This is a genomic window from Aquabacterium sp. G14, assembly GCF_037482285.1.
GTDB lineage: Bacteria > Pseudomonadota > Gammaproteobacteria > Burkholderiales > Burkholderiaceae_C > Aquabacterium.
The window spans coordinates 31147-51590 of the sequence record NZ_JBBEYB010000013.1 but is presented as its reverse complement, the minus strand read 5'-3'; the positions used below and the strand labels follow the sequence as shown (position 1 = coordinate 51590).

The following is a 20444-nucleotide window of genomic DNA, read 5'->3' as shown; positions in this document are numbered from 1 at the left end:
AGCATGAACACGGCAACGCACGCGGATGTGAGCCAGGTGCGGGTGAATGGGGGCCGCTTGTGGGCCTCGTTGATGCGCCTGGCCGAGATCGGTGCCACGCCCAAGGGCGGCGTGTGCCGCCTGGCCTTGACCGAGCTGGACCGGCAGGGGCGGGATCTGGTGGTGGGCTGGGCCCGCGAGGCTGGCATGACGGTGACGGTGGACCAGATCGGCAATGTCTTCATGCGGCGGGCGGGACGCAACAACGCCCTGCCCCCGATCATGACGGGCAGCCACATCGACACACAGCCGACCGGTGGCAAGTTCGATGGCAACTATGGGGTGCTGGCGGGCCTGGAGGTGGTGCGCACGCTCAATGACCTTGGCATCGAGACCGAGGCGCCGATCGAGGTGGCGTTCTGGACCAATGAAGAAGGCTCGCGCTTTGTGCCGGTGATGATGGGCTCGGGCGTGTTCGCCAACGCCTTTTCGCTGGAGCATGCCTACGCGGCGCAGGACACCGAGGGCCACACCGTGAAAGACGAGCTGGCCCGCATCGGCTACATCGGCGACGAGGTGCCGGGCCAGCATCCGGTGGGGGCTTACTTCGAGGCCCACATCGAGCAGGGGCCGGTGCTGGAGGACCATGGCATCACCATCGGCGTGGTGGAGGCGGTGCTGGGCATCCGCTGGTACGACTGCACGGTGACGGGCATGGAGGCGCACGCCGGCCCGACCCCAATGGGGCTGCGTCAGGATGCCTTGCAGGTGGCCACGCGCATCATGCAGGAGGTGGTGGCCGTCGCCATGGACCACCAGCCGCACGGCCGCGGCACGGTGGGCATGGTGCAGGTGCACCCCAACAGCCGCAACGTGATCCCGGGGCGGGTGAAGTTTTCGATGGACCTGCGCAATGTCAGCAACGAGCTGCTGGACCAGATGGACGCAGAGATCCGCGCCTTTGCGGCGGCGGTGGCCGAAGAGAGCGGGTTGAAGGTGGAGATCGAGGAGGTCTCGCATTACCCCGCGGTGCCCTTCGAGGCGGGTTGCGTGGCGGCGGTGCGTCGGGCCACGCAGGCGCTGGGCTACTCGCACATGCCCTGCGTGTCCGGGGCCGGGCACGATGCGGTGTACGTGGCGCGCTTGGCGCCGGCCGGCATGATCTTTGTGCCCTGCAAGGACGGCATCAGCCACAACGAGATCGAGGATGCCCAGCCGGCCCACCTGGAAGCCGGCTGCAATGTGCTGCTGCACGCGATGCTGGACCGCGCAGGCGTGGTGTGAGCGGAGCCCCTCGGGCTGGTGAGGGGCGTCGCGTGAGCGACTTGCTGCGGCTCAGAGGCCGCAGCCGCGCAGGATCAGGCTGGTGACGTGCGCGGTGGCGCGCGGGGTGTCGGTGGCCGGGTTGGGCTCGGTGCCGAGCACAGCGTGGATTTGCACGTCGAAGTCGGCATAGGTCTGGGTGGCCGCCCAGATGGTGAAGAAGAGGTGGACGCTGTCCACCGGGGCCATGCGCCCGGCGGCGATCCAGCCGTCGATGACGGCGGCCTTGGCCAGCACCTGTTGACGCAGGTCGGTGCGCAGCAGGTCGAGCACGACGGGCGCGCCGTGCAGCAGTTCATTGGCGAACACGCGGGAGGCGTGTGGGCGCTCGGCGGCCAGGGCCATCTTCAGCTCGATGTAGCGGCACAGCGCCGTGCGTGGATCGGCCTCGGGCGTGATGGCGTCGAGCGGGGCGAGCCAGTCGTGCAGCACCGCGTCGAGCACGGCGCGGTAGAGCGCGCGTTTGGCCCCGAAGTAGTAGTGCAGATTGGCCTTGGGCAGACCGGCTTCGTTGGCGATGTCGGCCATGGTGGCCCCTTCGAAGCCGGCGCGGGCAAAGACCCGCTCCGCAGCACGCAAGATCACGGACTCGTTGACCTGTCGGGTCTGGCGTCGGGAGGTGGGCGTGCTGCGGTTCATGCCCTTATTTTGCCGCCTGCTCCCACACCAGGTGGGTCATGGCGGCCTTGCCGGGGTCCTTCTTGATGACGGGGGCGCTGCCGCCGGCCATCAGAACCTTGATGGTGCGCTCGTACGCGGCCGGGTCCAGGTAGCCCATCTTCGGGGTGTTGGCGTTGCTGATCAGCTTGGCCACGTTCTCCATCTGGCGGGTCTGCACGGCCAGGCTGGCGCTGCCCGAGGTGTCGTTGGCCACGACGATCTTGGCGGCTTCGGCGGGGTTCTTCACGGCGTCGTTCCAGCCCTTGAAGCTGGCCTTGAGGAACTTGGCCATCTTGGCCACAAAAGCCTTGTCACGCAGGTTGGGGCCGAGCACATACAGGCCGTCTTCCAGCGAGGCCACGCCCTGGTCCTGGTAGAAAAAGGTCACCAGGTCGGACTGCTTGACGCCCGCGTCCACCACCTGCCAGTACTCGTTGTAGATCATGGTGGAGATGCAGGCGGCCTGGTTCTGCAGCAGCGGGTCGACGTTGAAACCCTGCTTGAGCACGGTGATGTCCTTGCCCGGTTGCAGGCCGAGCTTGCTCATCCAGCTCAGGAAGGGGTATTCGTTGCCGCCGTACCAGACGCCCAGGGTCTTGCCCTTGAGGTCCTTGGGGCTGTTGACGCCGCTGGCCTTCTTGCAGGTCAGCATCATCCCGGACTTGTCGAAGATCTGCGCGATGTTGACCAGGGGCACGCCGTTTTCACGGGCGGCCAGGGCATCGGGCATCCAGTTGACGATGACGTCGGCGGACTTGCCGGCGAGCACCTGCACGGGTGAAACATCGGTGCCGCCGGGCTTGATGGTCACGTCCAGCCCCGCCTCTTTGTAATAGCCCTTGGCCTGGGCGACGTAGTAGCCCGCAAACTGAGCCTGGGGCACCCACTTGAGCTGCACGGTGACCTTTTCGGCGGCGTGGGCCCCGACACTGAGGGCAGCGGCGGCCGCAACCAGGGCCAGCCGGAACGTGGAAGACAGAGGACGGTTCATCGAGAGCTCCTGTAGGACGAGGGGTGGGACAAAATCAGGCGGAACGCACCGAGGGGTGCCAGAAATTGACGCGTCGCTCCAGGCGGCTCAGGGCGCTGTAGGCGAGCATGCCGACCGCGCTGGCCACGACGATGGTGGCCCAGACCAGGGGCATGTTCATGCGTGAGGCTTCGGTGGAGATGCGAAAGCCCAGACCCTGCGTGGGCGAGCCGAAGAACTCGGCCACGATGGCGCCGATCAGGGCCAGGGTGGCGTTGACCTTCAGGGCATTGAAGATGAAGGGCAGTGCCACGGGCAGGCGCAGGTCGAGCAGGGTGCGGCGGTAGCTGGCGGCATACGAGTGCATCAGCTCGCGTTCGAGCTTGCCCGCCGCGCCCAGGCCGGCCAGGGTGCTGACCAGGGTCGGGAAGAAGGTCATCAGCACGATGACGGCGGCTTTGGAGGGCCAGTCGAAGCCGAACCACATCACCGCGATGGGGGCGATGCCGACCAGCGGGATGGTGCTGGTGAGCGAGGCCACCGGCAGCAGGCCGCGTTGCAGGAAGGGCAGGCGGTCGATGGCGATGCCGGTGAGCACGCCCAGGCCACAGCCCAGCGCATAGCCGATCAGCACGGCTTTGCCGACGGTTTGTACCAGATCGCCCCACAGCGTGGCGGCATGTTCCCACAGGGCCAGCACGACCGCCGAGGGCGGCGGCAGCAGCACGCGGGGCACGGCGAAGGCGGTGACCAGTTGCTCCCACAGCAGCAGCATCCACAGGCCGAACAGACCGGCTGTGAGGGGGGCCAGCCAGCGCGGCAGGGGCAGCGCGGCAACGCGCTGGACGGTGACCACGGCCAACAGCATCAGGGCCAGCGTGGCCAACCAGTAGGCGTGACCGGGCACACGGCTTTCGTCGGTCGGCGCGAGTGCGATGAGACCGAGGGCACCGGCCAGTGCCAGGGTGGTGAGCACCGCGTTGCGGAGGCGCCCCGGCGTGGGACGCAGGGCCAGCACGGCCGCGGCGAGCAGGCACAGCGCGGTACCGAGTTGCAGCACCTGCGCGGCCACGCTGTCGGCTTGCCACCAGGCCCGGGGCTGCAGCACATAGTCACCCGGATCGACCATCAGGAGGGCGAAGGGGCCGGACAGGCACAGCAGGGCCAGGGCGAACACGGCCAGCAAGGCGCCAGGCGCGGAGGAGGGAGCGGTGGGGCGGATCATGGGGTGAGCTTCAGAGCTTGGGGCCGCGACCGCGCAGGACCGCGCGCTCCAGCAGGCCGACCGCGGCGGTCAGCACCATGCCCAGCACGGCGGCCATCAACAGGGCGGACCAGATCTGCACGGTGTTGCCGTAGTAGGAGCTGGTGAGCAGGCGCGCGCCCAGGCCGGCTTGCGCGCCGGTGGGCAGCTCGGCCACGATGGCGCCCACCAGGCCGGCGGCGATGCCCACGCGCAGGGCCGGGAACAGGTAGGGCAAGGCGGCCGGCAGGCGCAGCACCCACAGGGTCTGCATCCGCGTGGCAGCGTAGGTGTGCATCAGCTCCTGATCGAGGGTTTGCGGGGCGCGCAGGCCCTGCACCATGGCCACGGTGACCGGGAAGAAGCACAGGTACATGGCGATCACCGCCTTGGGCAGGACGCCGCTGAAGCCCAGGCTGCCCAGCACCACCAGCACGATGGGGGCGATGGCCAGCACCGGCACGGTCTGCGAAGCCACGATCCAGGGCAGCACGGCCCGCTCCAGCGTGGGCGCGTGCACGATGAGCACCGCCAGCAGCAAACCCAGCGCCGTGCCCAGCACGAAGCCCAGCAAGGTGGCTTCGGCGGTGACGCGGGTGTGCAGCAGCAGGTTGCGTGGATCGTCCAGCGGCCAGTCCAGCAGGCTGTGCCAGATGTCGAGCGCGATCTGGTGCGGCGCGGGCAGCACGGCACGCTGCTGGTGCCAGGTCGCCCAGATCAGGTCGCGCCAGCCCCAGGCGCCGGCCGGCCCGCCCAGCACCCGTTCGATCACGCCACTCGCATTGAGAGCCACACTCAGCGCGTACCAGCCCAGCAGCAACACGGCCAGCACGACGCCCACGGGCAGGGCCCGCGCGACGGCCTGGCGCCAGCGCGATGGCGCGGCGGACAAGGAGGAGGCGAGCGCCATGGCGGGCTCCTCAGTGGTGGCCGTCGGCCAGGGCCTCGCGCACCTCGTGCGCCAGGGCCATGAACGCAGGGGTGTCGCGCAGGGCCAGCGTGCGTTCGGCCGGCAGCGGCGAGTCGATCACCTTGACGATGCGACCGGGGCGCGGTGACATCACCACGATGCGAGTCGACAGGTACACCGCCTCGGCGATCGAGTGCGTGACGAACACGACGGTGCGCTGCTCGCGCTGCCACAGCTGTTGCAACTGGGCATTCAGGTCGTCGCGGGTGATCTCATCGAGCGCCCCGAAAGGCTCGTCCATCATCAACAGTTTGGGCTCGAAACCGAGGGCCCGCGCGATCGACACCCGCTGCTGCATGCCGCCCGACAGCTGCCAGGGGTACTTCTGTTCGAACTGCGCCAGGCCCACGCGCGCCAGCTGGGTGCGGGCGATCTCGCGGGCGACCTCGGGCGGGGTGCCTTGCAGCTCCAGTGGCAGCATCACGTTGGACAGCACCGTGCGCCAGGGCAGCAAGGCCGCGGCCTGGAAGACATAGCCATAGGCGCGCGCCAGGCGGGCATCGTGCGGACTCAGGCCATTGACCCGAACCGTGCCCGAGGTGATGGACTCCAGGTCGGCGATGACGCGCAGCAGCGTGGTCTTGCCGCAGCCCGAGGGCCCGATCAGCGAGATGAACTCGCCCTGACGGATTTCCAGGTCCACCTCGTGCAAGGCCCGCACCGGGGCGTCGGGCGCCGGGTAGACCACGCTGGCCTGCTGGATCTGCACGACGGGTCGGCCGAACACCGGCTGGTTGGCCGGGGTGGCCGTGGAGGCAAGCATCTCGGGCGCGTTCATGGGGCAGTGACCAGGAAGTTGACCGTGTGGTCAGGTTTGGATGCAGGACCCCATGCGAGTTCTGTGCCAGACCCAAGGGCCCGATCTGGCACTGTTTTGGGGCTGGTCCGGGCCGATCTCGGCCGAGAGGACCGCACTCAGGGGTGGGGCAACTGACGCGCGGCCCGCTGCAAAAAGGCGCGCAGGCGCGGGTCGTCGGCGTGCGCCACGTTGAAGCGGAACCACGAGGTCGCGCGTGGCTCGAGCAGGAAGTAATCGCCCGGTGCCAGCGCGATGCCTTCGGCCAGTGCGGCCTGGGCCAGCGTGCGCGCCTGGCGGGCGTGTTCGGTGACCGCATGCGGGTCGTTATCGGCACCGGCGCCCAGCCAGCCCGCGCACACATACAGGCCGCTGTCGGGCAAGGCCAGGGGCTGCAAGCCGATCTCGGACAAGGCATCGACCACGCGCTCGCGGGCGGCGGCCAACCGGTGGCGGATGCGCTCCAGGTAGCGGCGGTGGGCCGGGTCGGCCAGCACCCGGGCGGCGGCGCGCTCGTTGATCTCGGACGTCGTCAGCCCGCAGGTCATCTTGATGCGCACCAGCGTCTGCACCAGCGTGGGCGGGCAGGCCACATAGCCCACGCGGATCGCCGGCGCGATCGTCTTTGAAAACCCGCCCAGCACCAACACACGGTGCAGGCCGTCGAGCCCGGCCAGCGACGGGGCATGCGGCGCATCCAGGTCCCGAAAGATGTCGTCTTCGATCACCCACAGGTCGTGCCGCTCGGCCAGGGCCAGCAGCTGGTGGGCCTGCCGCAGCGACAGCGTGGTCGACAAGGGGTTGTGCCCCACGGTGGTGACGAAGATGGCACGCGGGCGGTGCAGCTCGGCCAGGCGCGCCAGTTCGGCCAGGTCCAGCCCCGCCGCGGCGCGCGGCACACCGATGGGGCGCAGGCCGTGGCAGCGCAGCTGCGCGTGCAGGTTCCAGTAACCGGGCTCCTCCACCAGCACGGCATCGCCCGGTTGCAGCAGGCCCATCATCACCAGCTCGAAGCCGTGCGTCACGCCGTGGGTCAGCACGATCTGGTCGGCGTTCACCGGTCCCAGGCGCTCGCTCAACTCGCCAGCCAGTTGCTGGCGCAGGCCCGCGTAGCCCAGCGGATGGCCATAGCTGGCCAGGTGTTCTCCGGCGATGCGAGTGGCCTGGCGCAGGGCCGCGTGAAAGTCGTTCTCGCCATACCAGCTCAGGGGCAGCCAGCCGCAGCCGGCGGCCAGCAGGTCGCGGCCTTGCGCGAACATGTTCAGGCTCAGCCAGTCGTCGCTGATGCGCGGTGACAGCGCCAGATCGGGGCTGGGCCGACGGGCGCTCAGGTGCGCCGAGGCCACGTGGTAGCCCGCGCCCCGCCGGGCCGACAGCACCCGCCGCGACACCAGACCGGTGTAGGCCTCGGCCACCGTGAAGGTGCTGATGCCCAGGCGGGCTGCCAGCGCCCGTACCGAGGGCAGGCGGCTGCCGGCGCGCAGCTCGCCTTGCTGCACGGCCTGCTCGATGGCCTGCGTCAGCTGTTGCACCAGGCTGACCCCCGGTGCGGCGCGGGGCCGCTTCGCCTCACCGGAGGCAGGTCGGGCCCCCTGCAAGGTGCGTTGCAAGCCATCCAGCCAGGACGGGGAGGCCACAGAGAGGGTGAGAGAGGCGGACATGACTGTGCAGGCAAAAGGGGCTGTACGGTTGCCTCATCCAAGCAAGTCGTCTGCCAGCTTGCCGCTTCACCGTCTTGCCGCCGGCCGGGGGATGCGCCTACGATGGCTCCATCCCAACCCCCTTTGTGTGGAGTCGTTCATGCTGGTCGGTGTGCCCAAGGAGATCAAGGTGCAGGAGTTCCGCGTGGGCCTGGTGCCCGCGGCGGTGCGGGAGCTGGTGCACCACGGCCACGAGGTCTGGGTGGAGACGGGCGTCGGGCTGGGCATCGGGGCCAGCGACGCCGACTACCAGGCGGCGGGCGCCACCATCGCCCCGGATGCCGACACCGTCTGGGCGCGTGCGCAACTGATCGTCAAGGTCAAGGAGCCGCAGGCCGTCGAGCGCCAGCGCCTGCGCGCCGACCAGATCCTGTTCACCTACCTGCACCTCGCCCCCGACCTCGCCCAGACCCAGGACCTGATGGCCAGCGGCGCCACCTGCATCGCTTACGAGACCGTGACCTCACCCAACGGCGGCCTGCCCCTGCTCGCGCCGATGTCCGAGGTGGCGGGGCGCCTGTCGGTGCTGGCCGGAGCGCAGGCCCTGCAACGCCACGCCGGTGGCAGCGGGGTGCTGCTCGGCGGGGTGCCCGGCGTGGCCCCGGCTCAGGTTGTGATCCTGGGCGGCGGCGTGGTCGGCATGCACGCGGCAGCCATGGCCCTGGGCCTGGGCGCGCAGGTCACCGTCATCGACCGCAACCTGGAGGTGCTGCGCCGGCTGTGGACCCAGTTCGGCCACGGCCTGCGCACCGCCTACGCCACCCGCGATGCCATCGAGCAGCACGCGGCCCAGGCCGACCTGCTCATCGGCGGCGTGCTGGTGCCCGGGGCCGCCGCCCCCAAGCTGATCACGCGCCAGACCGTCAGCCAGATGCGTGCCGGCTCGGTCATCGTGGACGTGGCCATCGACCAGGGCGGCTGTGCCGAAACCTCGCACCCGACCACCCACGATGCCCCGACCTTCGTGGTCGATGGCGTGGTGCATTACTGCGTGGCCAACATGCCCGGTGCCGTGCCGCGCACCTCGGCCTTTGCGCTGGGCCACGCCACCCTGCCCTTCGTGCTGGCGCTGGCCGACCACGGCCTGCAGGCCCTGCGCGACGACCCGCACCTGCGCCAGGGCCTCAATGTGCACCGCGGCCGCCTCACGCACCCCGGGGTGGCGCAGGCGCTGGACCGGGCTTACCTCGACCCGCTCGCCGCCCTGAGCCTGTGACGCCTGTGACGCCGGCCACGCTGGCCCGAATGGATTCCTTTCTTTTGCTGGACTGTGCCCATGCCCTTTGACCCCGCCACCGAAACCGCCGACCCGGCCACCCTCGAAGGCCTGCCCTCGGCCTGGCTGCCTTTCACGCCCAACCGCTACTTCAAGCAGCACCCCAAGGTCGTCGTGGGCGCGCAAGGCGCCTATTACCAGACCTCGGACGGGCGCCAGCTGTTTGACGCGCTCTCTGGCCTGTGGTGCTGCCCCCTGGGCCACGGTCACCCCAAGATCGTCGAAGCCTTGCGCCACCAGGCCGCCACGCTGGACTACGCGCCCGCCTTCCAGGTGGCCCACCCCGGCTCGCTGAAGCTGGCCGGCCGCATCGCCGAGCTGGCTCCCGCCGGTCTCAACCGCGTGTTCTTCGCCAACTCCGGCTCCGAGTCGGTGGACACCGCCATCAAGATGGCCATCGGCTACCACCGCCTGCGCGGCGAGGGCGGGCGCTACCGCATCATCGGCCGCGAGCGCGGCTACCACGGCGTGGGCTTTGGCGGCATCTCGGCTGGCGGCATGGTCGCCAACCGCAAGATGTTCGGCAGTGTGATGCTGCCTGGCGTGGACCACCTGCCCCACACCTGGTCCCCCGCCCACATGGCCTTCTCCAAAGGCCAGCCGACCTGGGGGGCCCACCTGGCCGACGAGCTGGAGCGTCTGGTGACCTTGCACGACGCCAGCACCATCGCCGCCGTCATCGTCGAGCCCGTGCAAGGTTCCACCGGCGTGCTCGTGCCGCCCGTGGGCTACCTGCAAAAGCTGCGCGAGATCTGCACCCGCCATGGCATCTTGCTGATCTTCGATGAAGTCATCACCGGCTTCGGCCGCCTGGGCACCCCCTTTGGCGCCCAGCGCTTCGACGTCACGCCCGACCTCATCACCTTTGCCAAGGGCATCACCAATGGCACCGTGCCCATGGGCGGGGTCATCGCCAGCCAGGCCCTGTACGACACCTTCATGGGCGTGAACGCACCGGACTACGCGGTCGAGTTCATGCACGGCTACACCTACTCGGGCCACCCGCTGGCCGCCGCCGTGGGCCATGCCGTGCTCGACATCCTGCAGGCCGATGGCCTGATCGAGCGCGCCGCCAGCCTGGCCACCGTGCTGGAAGACGGCCTGCACAGCTTGAAAGGCGAGCCCGGCATCACCGACATCCGCAACTTCGGCTTCTGCGGTGCCATCGACCTGGCGCCCTGGGAGGGCCAGCCCGCCCGCCGCGCCATGACGGTGTTCGAGATGGCCATGCAGCAAGGCCTGCTGCTGCGCTTCACCGGCGACACCCTGGCCATGGGCCCGCCCTTCATCGCCACGCCCGACGAACTGCACCGCATGGTCGATGTGCTGCGCGACGTCGTGCGCCGCACGGCCCAGCCAGGCTGAGCGCCCCTACCCTGACCATGCCCCGTTCCCGCTGCGCTACCCTTTGACGATCCCTTCACCGAGTCTGACCATGTACCCTGTTCACCACCACATCGGCGGCCGCGTGCAGCCCTCCACCTCCGGCCGCACCGCCGACATCTACAACCCCGCCCTGGGTCAGGTGCAAGGCCAGGTGGACCTGGGCACCGCGGCCGAGCTGGACCTCGCCGTCGTGGCCGCGCAGGCGGCGTTCCCGGCCTGGTCGGCCCAGCCGCCGCTGGCCCGCGCCCGCGTGATGTTCAAGTTCCTGGCCATCTTGCAGCAGCGCAGCACCGAACTGGCCGAGCTCATCGTGCAAGAGCACGGCAAGACCCTGCCCGACGCGCTCGGTGAAGTCGCCCGCGCCATCGAGGTCGTCGAGTTCGCCACCGGCATCCCGCAGCTGATGAAGGGCGAGTTCACCGACCAGATCGCCCGCGGCATCGACGCCTGGTCCATGCGCCAGCCCCTGGGCGTGGTCGCTGGCATCACGCCCTTCAACTTCCCCGCCATGGTCCCGATGTGGATGTTCCCCATCGCGCTGGCCTGCGGCAACACCTTCATCCTCAAGCCCTCCGAGCGCGACCCGTCGCCGTCCCTGCTGATGGCCGAATGGCTGAAGGAAGCCGGGCTGCCCGACGGCGTCTTCAACGTGGTGCAAGGGGACAAGGCCATCGTCGATGCCATCCTGGCGCATCCGGTGATCCAGGCGGTCAGCTTCGTCGGCTCGACCCCGGTGGCCGAATACATCTACGCCGAAGGCGCTCGCCACGGCAAGCGTGTGCAGGCCCTGGGCGGTGCCAAGAACCACCTTGTGGTCATGCCGGACGCCGACGTCGGCCAGGCGGTGGACGCGCTGATCGGCGCGGCCTATGGTTCCGCCGGTGAGCGCTGCATGGCCATCTCGGTGGCCGTGGCCGTGGGCGAGGTGGCCGACACCTTGGTGGCCCAGTTGCGCGAGCGCGTGCAGGCGCTCAAAGTGGGCGAGGGCCATCAGCGCGATGCCGAGATGGGCCCCGTCATCACCCGCATGGCGCAGCAACGCATCGAAGGTCTGATTGGCCAAGGCATCGCCGAAGGCGCACAGGCCGTGGTCGATGGACGCGGCCTGCGCGTGCCCGGCCATGAGAACGGCTTCTTCGTCGGCGGCACCCTGCTCGACCACGTCACGCCCGACATGTGCGTGTACCGCGAAGAGATCTTCGGCCCCGTTCTGTGCGTGGTGCGCGTGCCCGACATCGCGGCCGCCGTGAAGCTCATCAACGACCATGAATACGGCAACGGCGTCGCCGTCTACACCCGCGACGGCGGCATTGCCCGCGAGTTCGTGCGCCACATCCAGGTTGGCATGGTGGGCGTGAACGTGCCGCTGCCCGTGCCCATGGCCTTCAACAGCTTTGGCGGCTGGAAGCGCAGCCTGTTTGGCGACCACCACGCCTACGGCCCCGAAGGCGTGCGTTTCTACACCCGCCACAAGGCCGTGATGCAGCGCTGGCCCGACAGCATCGCGCGCGGGCCCGAGTTCGCGTTCCCGCAGATGACCTGAGCGGTGTGGTGGGGCGCCTGGGCCCGAGGCCATCGACGCACCCCATGGCCGTGATAGCCACGCTTCATCCGGCTTGCTTGTGAGCCCTGGGGGAGCGTGCTACATTTATACGCATGCAGGTCACGTCTCGCTTTTATTTTGGCTACTTTCACCTCCAGCCCCTCACCGGCGCAGGAGTGGACGCCTTTTAAGCGAGCCACACACGACCTGAAAACCGCCGGCTCACCCCGGCGGTTTTTTTTCGACATCTTCTGATCAACCCGCCCCGCAACAGGAAGCCTCATGACAGCCAAATCCAGCGCCGCAGCCGGTTGGGTCGCACCCGCCGAACGCACCTCTGAAACCGACGATGCCCGCATCACCAAAGTGACCACCCTGCCGCCGCCGGAAGCCCTGATCCGTTTCTTCCCCATCCGCGGCACGCCCGTGGAAAAGCTGGTGAGCGACACCCGCAAGGCCATCCGCAAGATCATCCACGGCAAGGATGACCGCATGCTGGTCATCATCGGCCCCTGCTCCATCCACGACCCGGCCGCCGCCATCGAATACAGCCGCAAGCTGATGGCGCTGCGTGAGCAGTACGCCGACACGCTGGAAGTGGTCATGCGCGTCTACTTCGAGAAGCCCCGCACCACCGTGGGCTGGAAGGGCCTGATCAACGACCCGTACTTGGACGAGTCCTACAAGATCGACGAAGGCCTGCGCATGGCGCGTCAACTGCTGCTGGAAATCAACCGCATGGGCATGCCCGCGGCCAGCGAGTTCCTCGACGTGATTTCGCCCCAGTACATCGGTGACCTGATCTCCTGGGGTGCCATCGGTGCGCGCACCACCGAAAGCCAGATCCACCGCGAACTGGCCTCGGGCATCAGCGCCCCGATCGGCTTCAAGAACGGCACCGACGGCAACATCAAGATCGCCACCGACGCCATGCAGTCGGCCTCGCGTCCGCACCACTTCCTGTCGGTCGCCAAGAACGGCCAGGTCGCCATCGTGGAAACGGCTGGCAACCCCGATTGCCATGTGATCCTGCGCGGCGGCAAGGCCCCGAACTACGACGCCGACAGCGTGGCCGCCGCCTGCAAGGACCTGGAAGCCGCCAAGCTGCACCCCTCGCTGATGGTGGACTTCTCGCACGCCAACAGCTCCAAGCAGCACGAGCGTCAGGTTGTCGTGGCCAAGGACATCGCCGGCCAGGTCGCCGGGGGCTCCAAGAAGGTCTTCGGCGTCATGGTCGAAAGCCATCTGTGCGCCGGTGCCCAGAAGTTCACACCGGGCAAGGACGATGCGTCCAAGCTGACCTACGGTCAGTCCATCACCGATGCCTGCATCGGCTGGGACGATTCCGAGGAAGTGCTGCAAGTGCTGTCCGACGCGGTCAAGGCCCGTCGCGCCCGCTGAGCGCGGCACTTCTTGGCAGAGGAGCGTCCCCCTGATGGGGGGAAACAGGCCTGTTCGCAAGAGCAGGCCTTTTTTGTATCGGTGCCGCGGGCGATACTTGATGGCCCTCAAGCGTCTCGCTCATGAACCCCTCTGCACCTTGTTTCCTGCTGGTGGACGACCATGCCCTGTTTCGCACCGGGCTGGGCATGATGCTGGCTGAACATTGGCCGCAGGCGGTCTTGCGCCATGCGGCCGACTGGGCTCAGGCTCTGCGCAGCGTCAGCGAGCTCAGGCCCGATCTGGTCTTGCTCGACATCCAGTTGCCCGACGGGCATGGGCTCGACAACCTGGCGCAATTGCAAGCCCTGGTCCCCGGCTGTCCGATCTTGCTGATGTCGGCGCAGGTCGATGCCGAGCGGGCGCGCCAGGCCCAGCAGCAAAGCGCGGCCGGCCTGGTTGCCAAGGTGGCCTCGGCCCGCGAGATCGTCGCGGCCGTGCGTGCCGCCATGTCCGGGCAGCCGACCTTTGCCCAGACCCTGGCGTCCACGCAGCCCATGCCTGCGCGCCCCCACCGCGGGGGAATGGCCTGTCGTGCCAACGAGGCGGTCATCGATGTTCCCGCGCTCCCCGATGGTTTGACCCCGCATCAACAGGCCATCCTGCCCTACCTGGGGCGAGGGACACCGAACAAGGCCATCGCGCGACAGTTGGGTCTCAGCGAGAGCGAGGTCCGCGCCGAGGTCTCCAGCCTGACCGAGCGTCTCAACGCCACCAGCCGGCAGGAAGCCTATGCGGCAGCCCTGGCCCGAGGGTGGGTGAGGCCATGAAGTCGCTGGCCTGGCTGCGCAGCCCGGCCGCCGCCTCCTCGCCGCGTTTGCTGGCAGCGCAGTTGGCGTTGCTCGATGGCAATGTCGGGACGTCCTTGCGCGCGTCGGCGCTGGCCGCCTGGCTCACCGCGGCCGCTTTCCTGTATGCCCTCGACGACCGCCGCGTGATGGCATGGGCCGCGTGGGTCACCTTGCTGTGTGCTCTGGGCTGTGTGCTGCACCACCGTTTGCCGCGCCCCGATGGCCCCGACGGGGCGAGCACGGCCCACCGCTATCGGTCTGTGATGGGGTGGCTCTGCCTGGGGCTGGGTGGCAGCTGGGGCGTCTTGCCGCTGTGCTTTGTCGATCCGGCTCGGCCGGCGTCTTTGCACATCGTGGTTGGGGTGATGGCCGGATTGAGTTCGGCGGGGCTGGTGGTGTTTGCGCCGGTCTGGCGCCTGGCGCAGCTGTTCTGGCTCAGTTGCATGTTGCCCTTGATCTGGGCGATGCTGCGTTGGCAAGACCCGGTGATGACCGCACTGGGCATCGGCGGGGTGCTCTACCTTGTGGTGATGGCGCTGTATGCGCGTCACACCGGTGTGGCGGTGACCCGGGCCCTGGCCTTGCGCCTGGACAACGAGGATCTGGTGCGTCGCCTGCAGGAGCAGTCTCAGCAGGCACAGGCCGCGCGTGAGCAGGCGGAGCGGGCTCAGCAAAAGGCCGAAGAAGCGGACCGCGCCAAGACCTTGTTCCTGGCTTCGGCCAGCCATGATCTGCGTCAACCCCTGCATGCCGCAGGGCTGTTCCTGGGGTCGTTGGAGCGCTCAGGGCTCAACGCACGCCAGGCACTTTTGCTGGAGCATGCCCAGGCGTCGAATGCGGCGGCCAGCGACATGCTCAACACCTTGTTGGACTTCTCCAAGGTGGAAACCGGGATGGTGCAGCCTCAGCCCCGCAGCTTTGCCTTGCAGGCCCTGTTCCACAAGCTGGAGCGGGAGCTCGCGCCATGGGCGGCCGACAAGGGGCTGAACCTGCGCATGCGGGACACGACCTTGGTGCCCTTTGCCGATCCGGGGCTGGTGGAGCTCATCGTGCGCAACCTGTTGCTCAACGCGATCCGCTACACCGAGCACGGCGGTGTCTTGCTGGCCGCACGACGCCGTGCGGGGCAGGCGGTGATCGAGGTGTGGGGCACCGGCATGGGCATCCCGCCCGAGTCGCACGAGCTCATCTTTCGCGCCTTCCAGCAATTGGGTAACCCGCAACGTGACCGTCGCAACGGGCTGGGCTTGGGCTTGGCCATCGTGCGTGGTTTGGCCCAAGCCATGGGCGGCAAGGTGAGCCTGCGCTCACGACCGGGGCGTGGCACGGTCTTCCGTGTGGCGCTCCCCATGGGCTTGAAGCGGCCGCAGGAAGTTGACGCGGTGCCCGAGGCAGCGGCCGATTTGCGGGGCCTGCGGGTTCTGCTCATCGAGGACGACGAGGGCGTGCGACAGGCGATGCATGATCTGATGGGGATCTGGGGCGTGCACTGCGAGGTGGTGGGCTCGATCGAGGCCGCCTTGCAGTGCCTGTCGCAGGCCACCCCGGATGTGGTGCTGGCGGACTATCGTTTGCGCCAAGGTCAAACGGGTGTGGAGGCGGTGGCCGCCGTGCGTGCGCAACTGGGGTGGTCGGTGCCTGCCGTGCTGGTGACCGGAGACACCGCTGCCGAACGTCGTCACGACGCCCAGTCGCATGGGCTGGCGCTGTTGCACAAGCCGGTCCCGGCCGGTTTGCTGCAGAGTTTGCTGCGTGACCTGAGTCAGGCCGGGGCGCGCATCAAGCCTGGCTCGGTGCCCGGCTGAGGACGTTGTTGGCCTCCACCAGGGTGCGCAACATGTCCATGAAAACCAGGCGTTGCTCGGGTGGCAGCGGTGCCAGCATGCGCAACTGCGCCTGGCGCATGCTGGGGTCGATGTCGCGCAGCAAGGTATGGGCCGCATCGGTCAGGCTCAGCAGGCGCACCCGGCGGTCGGTGGGGCTGTTGTTGCGCACCACCAGACCTCGCGCTTCCAGTCGGTCGATCACGCTGCCCAGCGTCGAGGTGTCAAAGCCAATGCGGCCGGCCAGCGTCCGTTGATCGAGTCCGGGCTCGCGCTGGATGGCGGTCAGCGCCGCGAACTGCACGGGCGTGATGCCGAAGTCCTGCGTCTCCTCCAGAAAGATGGCCACGGCGATTTGCTGCAGGCGTCGGATGTAGAAGCCGGGCAGTTCTTCCAGGGCTTGGGCATCGATCGGGGCGGAAGGAGACGACATGGGCAGGCGGTGACGGCGGCGTCCGCACGCGCGGACACGCCAAGTTTATCGGATGGGACGTGCGGGCTCGGTGCGGCGAGCCCTTGGGATCAGTGGGCGTCCACCAGTTGCACGCGGCCCACCTTGGCCATGGTGAACATGGTGATGCCCGCGATCAGACAGGGGATGCCGACGATCAGGAACAGCGTGGGCATGCCCAGACCGGCCGCCATCATCCAGCCACCGGCCATGGAGCCCAGCACCGAACCGATGCGGCCGATGCCGCTGGCCCAGCTCACGCCCGTGGCACGGCTGGCGGTCGGGTAGAACGCCGCAGCCAGGGCGTTGGCGCCCACCTGTCCGCCCGACACCGTCACGCCTGCGCCGAACACGGCCAGCACCAGCATGGTGGTGTTGCCGGTGCTCTGGCCGATCAGCCAGGTGCACACGGCGGCCAGGCTGTAGACGACGGCCAGCACACGGGTGGGGGAGAAGCGGTCCATCAGCGGGCCGAGGGCGATGGCACCCAGCGTGCCGCCCACCTGGAACATGGCGGTGACCAGCGAGGCGTCCTTGAGCGACATGCCCGTGCTGGCGATCAGCGTGGGCAACCAGCTCGACAGCAGGTAAATCACCAGCAGGCACATGAAGAAGGTCAGCCACAGCTTGAGCGTGCCGGCCCGCAGCGCGGGCGCAAACAGGTGCTTGACGGGGAAGCCGGTGTGCGCCTGCTCGGCCACCGTGAAGGTGACGTCACGCAGGTCTGCCTGGGGAGCGATGCGTTGCAGGGTCTGGCGCACCTGCTCGGGCTTGTGCGCCTTCATGACCAGGTAGCGCACCGATTCGGGCAGGCCGAAGGCCAGCACGGGCAGCAGGGCCAAGGGCAAGATGCCACCGATCTCCAGCACGGTGCGCCAGCCCCAGGTGGACACGATGTGGGCCGCGGCGATGCCGCCCAGGGCCGAACCGATCGTGAAGCCGCAGAACATGGTCATCACCAGCATGGAGCGGGCGCGCTCGGGGGCGTATTCGGAGCTGAGGGTCACCGAGTTGGGCATGGCGCCACCCAGACCCAGACCGGTCAGGAAGCGCAGCACGATCAGCATTTCCAGCGAGGTGGAGTAGGCCGAAGCCAGGCTGGCGAGCCCAAAGAAGGCCACGCACACCATCAAGATGGTCTTGCGGCCGAAACGGTCCGCCAGCGGGCCAAAGATGAAGGCGCCGGCCATCAAGCCGCCCAGGCCCGCACCGAACACGGGGGCCAGTGCTTTGGGCGTCAGGCCCCATTCGGCACGGATGGCCGGGGCGATGAAGCCGATGGACGCTGTGTCAAAGCCGTCCACAGCGACGATGAGAAAGCACAGGATCAGGGTGCTGATCTGGGCCCAGGACAGCTTGTGGGCGTTGAGGAATTGTTGAACGTCGAGCGTTCGGGAGATTGTGGTCATGGCAATGCCTGGTGGCGCGGGGCCTGCTGGGGCGGGCGCTGAGGGTGTCAGCACCCACCCGAGAATGCAAAGGCACGTGGCCCTTCACGCCTCTTGGGCGCGAAAGACCAGGCAGTGCCGCCTGACCGCACTTGTGGTGGGGTCAGAGGGCGTCGAAATCGAACAATCGAGAAAAACCGGCGGCCTCAGGCCGCGTCGGGCTGCTGGCTGGGAGCGGCCAGACGGAAGGCGTCCAGCTTGGCGCAGGCCGCATCAACGGCACTGATCAGAGGCCAACGGCCGAGGTCGACCTTGAAGCGACGGGCGCTTTCCACCTGGGGGATGAGGTACACATCGGCCAGCGTCGGCGTGTGGCCGAAGCTGAACTCGCCGCGCTGGGTGTCGGCGGCGAGGAGGGCCTCATAGGCATCAAAGCCTGCGGTGATCCAGGTGGCGCACCAGGCGTTCACGGCGTCCTCGTTGGCGCCGAGCTCCTTGCGGAGGTACTCGAGGATGCGACGGTTGTTGATCGGGTGGATGTCGCAGCCGACGATGGCGGCCAGGGCACGCACGCGGGCGCGCTCGGCCGCGCCGGCCGGCAACAGGGCCGGCGTCGGGTGCGTCTCTTCCAGCCACTCGATGATGGCGGGCGACTGGATCAGCACCTGGCCGTCGACTTCCAGCGCGGGCACCAGCCCTTGCGGGTTGATGGCCTTGAACTCGTCTTTCAGGTGCTGCTCTGTGCGCAGGTCCACAGGGACGTACGTCGTGGGCAGCCCCTTGAGGTTCAGGGCAATGCGCAGGCGGTGCGAGGTGCCGCTGCGAAAGAAGTTGTAGAGCTTCATGAGGGGCTCCTGGCAGGCTTATTCGGGTGCGCCAACGGTCAGCGAAACTTCCGCCACGCCTTCGACCTGGCCGGTGATCTTGTCACCGGGGACGACCGCGCCCACGCCTTCGGGCGTGCCGGTGTAGATCAGGTCGCCAGGTTGCAGGTGATAGAACTGCGACAGGTCCGCGATGATTTCGCGCACGTTCCAGATCAGCTTGTCGACGTTGGAGTGCTGCTTGGTGTCGCCGTTGACTTGCAGGGCGATGTCGGCCTGGTCGATGATCACGCCTTCCATCGGGACGATCTCGGTGCAGACGGACGACTGTTCGACGTCCTTGCCCAGGTCCCAGGGACGGCCCTTGTCGCGGGCGACCAGCTGGATGTCACGACGGGTCATGTCCAGGCCGGCGGCGTAGCCGTAGATGACCTTGTGGGCGTCTTCTTGCGAGACGCGGAAGCCTTCGGCGCCGATGGCGACGACCAGTTCCATCTCGAAGTTGTAGTTCTTGGTTTCGGGCGGGTAGGCCACGGTGGCGCCGCTCAGCACCAGGGTGTCACGCGACTTGGTGAAGTAGAAAGGACGCTCGACCGACTTGTCGACCGGACGGCCCATTTCGACGGCGTGCGCATGGTAGTTGCGGCCGACGAAGAACAGGCGGTTGATCGGGAACTGCTCTTGCTTGCCGCGGATGGGCAGGGACTGAACGGCGGGCGGGTTGAACAGGTATGGGGTCATGGTGTGTCTTTCATGCATCGACCGGGGTGGCTGTGCAGCGACCCCGGTCCGGTGGTTCAGGTGGCGAAGCGGGTGTCGTTTCAGCCGCGGTTTTCGTACACGCCCAGCTTGCGGTGCAGCGGGGCTTCGTCGGCCACGAAGAGGAAGGCCGGCGCGCTGGCGGAGCGGTTCTTCAAGGTCACGGCGGTGTAGCCCGGCGCGCAGCAGGTGTCGGCTTCGGCCAGTGTGAACGAGGTGGCTTCGATCTGCACGTCGGCGCTGCCTTCGATCTGGTGGAAGACCTGGGCGGGCGAGCGGGCCGGCAGGCGCAGGGTCTGGCCGGGACGCAGCATCAGGGCGTAGAAGCCCAGGATGTTTTCGGCGTCGGCGCCGGTGACCGGGTTCACATAGGCGACCTGCACGCACTCGGTGTCGGGCTCGTTGTCGGCGATCGACACCAGCGCGGCGCGGGCGTCGGCCCAGGGGTAACGCAGCATCGGATAGGCCTTGTTGCTGCGCTCAAACACGGTGGTGGGGCTCACGCCGCCACGGCCGAAGGCCTTGACGCCTTCACCTTGCTTGACCGACTGGCTCGGGCCTTCCAGGTGGTAGGACGTTTCCGTGTAATAGACCAGTGGCAGGTCCAGCACGTCCAGCCACACGACCGGCTGGTCGCCGTCGTGGCCGTGTTCGTGCCACAGACCGGTCGGGGTGAGGATCAGGTCACCGCGGCTCATCGGGCACTTCTCGCCGTCGACCAGGGTCCAGGCACCTTCGCCTTCGACCACCATGCGGATGGCGTTGGGGGTGTGGCGGTGGGCCGGGGCCAGCTCACCGGGCAGCAGCAGTTGCATGCCCAGGTACATGGCGGCGCTGGCCTGCATCTTTTCCAGACCGTGGCCGGGGTTGGCCAGCACGAGCACGCGACGCTCGGCCTTTTCGATCGGGGTCAGCTCGCCGGCCTGGATCAGCAGGGGACGCAGCGTGGCGTAGGGCCAGTGGGTGGGCTGGGTCTTGCGGGCCGGCACTTCGGGCGGCAGCACGGCGCGCAGGCTGGGCCACAGGGGCACCAGGTTCTGCGCGGTCAGGTTGTCGCGGTAGTCCTGGGGCAGGTCTTCCAGGCGGCCCAGGGTGTCAAAACGATCGTGGCTTTGCATGAGG

General features: G+C 68.3%; 18 protein-coding genes. 7 read left to right on the top strand and 11 right to left on the bottom strand.

From position 1 onward, the window contains the following. Positions 1 to 3 precede the first annotated feature (3 nt). Positions 4 to 1263, top strand: coding sequence for a Zn-dependent hydrolase (locus WIT60_RS13375; RefSeq protein ID WP_339584418.1), 1260 nt, complete (start codon positions 4 to 6; stop codon positions 1261 to 1263). A gap of 51 nt (positions 1264 to 1314) precedes the next feature. Here the strand turns inward: WIT60_RS13375 and WIT60_RS13370 are convergent, their stop codons facing one another. From WIT60_RS13370 to WIT60_RS13345, 6 genes are all read right to left on the bottom strand, one after another. Continuing rightward, complete coding sequence (locus WIT60_RS13370) at positions 1315 to 1941, bottom strand: TetR/AcrR family transcriptional regulator (protein WP_339584393.1); 627 nt, start codon at positions 1939 to 1941, stop codon at positions 1315 to 1317. Positions 1942 to 1945: 4 nt separating this feature from the next. After that, positions 1946 to 2953: an ABC transporter substrate-binding protein gene (locus tag WIT60_RS13365; RefSeq protein WP_339584392.1), complete on the bottom strand. Its 1008-nt coding sequence runs from the start codon at positions 2951 to 2953 to the stop codon at positions 1946 to 1948. A 34-nt stretch (positions 2954 to 2987) separates the two neighbouring features. After that, positions 2988 to 4157 (bottom strand): ABC transporter permease, encoded by a 1170-nt coding sequence (locus tag WIT60_RS13360; protein ID WP_339584391.1) that lies wholly within the window; start codon positions 4155 to 4157, stop codon positions 2988 to 2990. 10 nt (positions 4158 to 4167) lie between these two features. After that, on the bottom strand, positions 4168 to 5085 hold the full coding sequence (locus WIT60_RS13355) for an ABC transporter permease (RefSeq protein ID WP_339584390.1): 918 nt from the start codon (positions 5083 to 5085) through the stop codon (positions 4168 to 4170). Positions 5086 to 5095: 10 nt separating this feature from the next. Next, positions 5096 to 5923, bottom strand: coding sequence for an ABC transporter ATP-binding protein (locus WIT60_RS13350; protein ID WP_339584389.1), 828 nt, complete (start codon positions 5921 to 5923; stop codon positions 5096 to 5098). Positions 5924 to 6060: 137 nt separating this feature from the next. Next, positions 6061 to 7602, bottom strand: a complete 1542-nt coding sequence (locus WIT60_RS13345; RefSeq protein WP_339584388.1) for an aminotransferase-like domain-containing protein — start codon at positions 7600 to 7602, stop codon at positions 6061 to 6063. A 139-nt stretch (positions 7603 to 7741) separates the two neighbouring features. On the opposite strand from WIT60_RS13345, the gene ald reads away from it, so the two are divergent. The 6 genes from ald (at position 7742) to WIT60_RS13315 (ending at position 15882) form a co-directional block, all read left to right on the top strand. Continuing rightward, positions 7742 to 8857, top strand: coding sequence for an alanine dehydrogenase (ald, locus tag WIT60_RS13340; RefSeq protein WP_339584387.1), 1116 nt, complete (start codon positions 7742 to 7744; stop codon positions 8855 to 8857). Between the two features lie 60 nt (positions 8858 to 8917). Then, on the top strand, positions 8918 to 10282 hold the full coding sequence (gene aptA, locus WIT60_RS13335; protein ID WP_339584386.1) for an omega-aminotransferase AptA: 1365 nt from the start codon (positions 8918 to 8920) through the stop codon (positions 10280 to 10282). A 70-nt stretch (positions 10283 to 10352) separates the two neighbouring features. After that, the gene (locus WIT60_RS13330; RefSeq protein WP_339584385.1) at positions 10353 to 11846 is read left to right on the top strand and encodes a CoA-acylating methylmalonate-semialdehyde dehydrogenase; all 1494 of its coding nucleotides are present in this window, start codon (positions 10353 to 10355) and stop codon (positions 11844 to 11846) included. Positions 11847 to 12128: 282 nt separating this feature from the next. Continuing rightward, a complete protein-coding gene (locus tag WIT60_RS13325) occupies positions 12129 to 13247 on the top strand; it encodes a 3-deoxy-7-phosphoheptulonate synthase (protein ID WP_339584384.1) in 1119 nt (372 codons plus the stop codon). A 122-nt stretch (positions 13248 to 13369) separates the two neighbouring features. Beyond that, positions 13370 to 14056: a response regulator transcription factor gene (locus tag WIT60_RS13320; protein ID WP_339584383.1), complete on the top strand. Its 687-nt coding sequence runs from the start codon at positions 13370 to 13372 to the stop codon at positions 14054 to 14056. Further along, complete coding sequence (locus WIT60_RS13315) at positions 14053 to 15882, top strand: ATP-binding response regulator (RefSeq protein ID WP_339584382.1); 1830 nt, start codon at positions 14053 to 14055, stop codon at positions 15880 to 15882. Before WIT60_RS13320 ends, WIT60_RS13315 begins: the two co-directional genes overlap by 4 nt. Here the strand turns inward: WIT60_RS13315 and WIT60_RS13310 are convergent. The 5 genes from WIT60_RS13310 to WIT60_RS13290 form a co-directional block, all read right to left on the bottom strand. Beyond that, positions 15857 to 16333, bottom strand: a complete 477-nt coding sequence (locus WIT60_RS13310) for a MarR family winged helix-turn-helix transcriptional regulator (protein ID WP_339584381.1) — start codon at positions 16331 to 16333, stop codon at positions 15857 to 15859. The genes WIT60_RS13315 and WIT60_RS13310 overlap by 26 nt on opposite strands. Before the next feature lie 89 nt (positions 16334 to 16422). Beyond that, entirely contained in the window at positions 16423 to 17760 is a 1338-nt protein-coding gene (locus tag WIT60_RS13305; RefSeq protein ID WP_339584380.1) for an MFS transporter, read from the bottom strand. A 185-nt stretch (positions 17761 to 17945) separates the two neighbouring features. Next, a complete protein-coding gene (gene maiA, locus WIT60_RS13300; RefSeq protein WP_339584379.1) occupies positions 17946 to 18584 on the bottom strand; it encodes a maleylacetoacetate isomerase in 639 nt (212 codons plus the stop codon). Between the two features lie 18 nt (positions 18585 to 18602). Continuing rightward, positions 18603 to 19304: a fumarylacetoacetate hydrolase family protein gene (locus WIT60_RS13295; protein WP_339584378.1), complete on the bottom strand. Its 702-nt coding sequence runs from the start codon at positions 19302 to 19304 to the stop codon at positions 18603 to 18605. Positions 19305 to 19384: 80 nt separating this feature from the next. Continuing rightward, entirely contained in the window at positions 19385 to 20440 is a 1056-nt protein-coding gene (locus WIT60_RS13290; RefSeq protein ID WP_339584377.1) for a cupin domain-containing protein, read from the bottom strand. Positions 20441 to 20444: the final 4 nt, after the last annotated feature.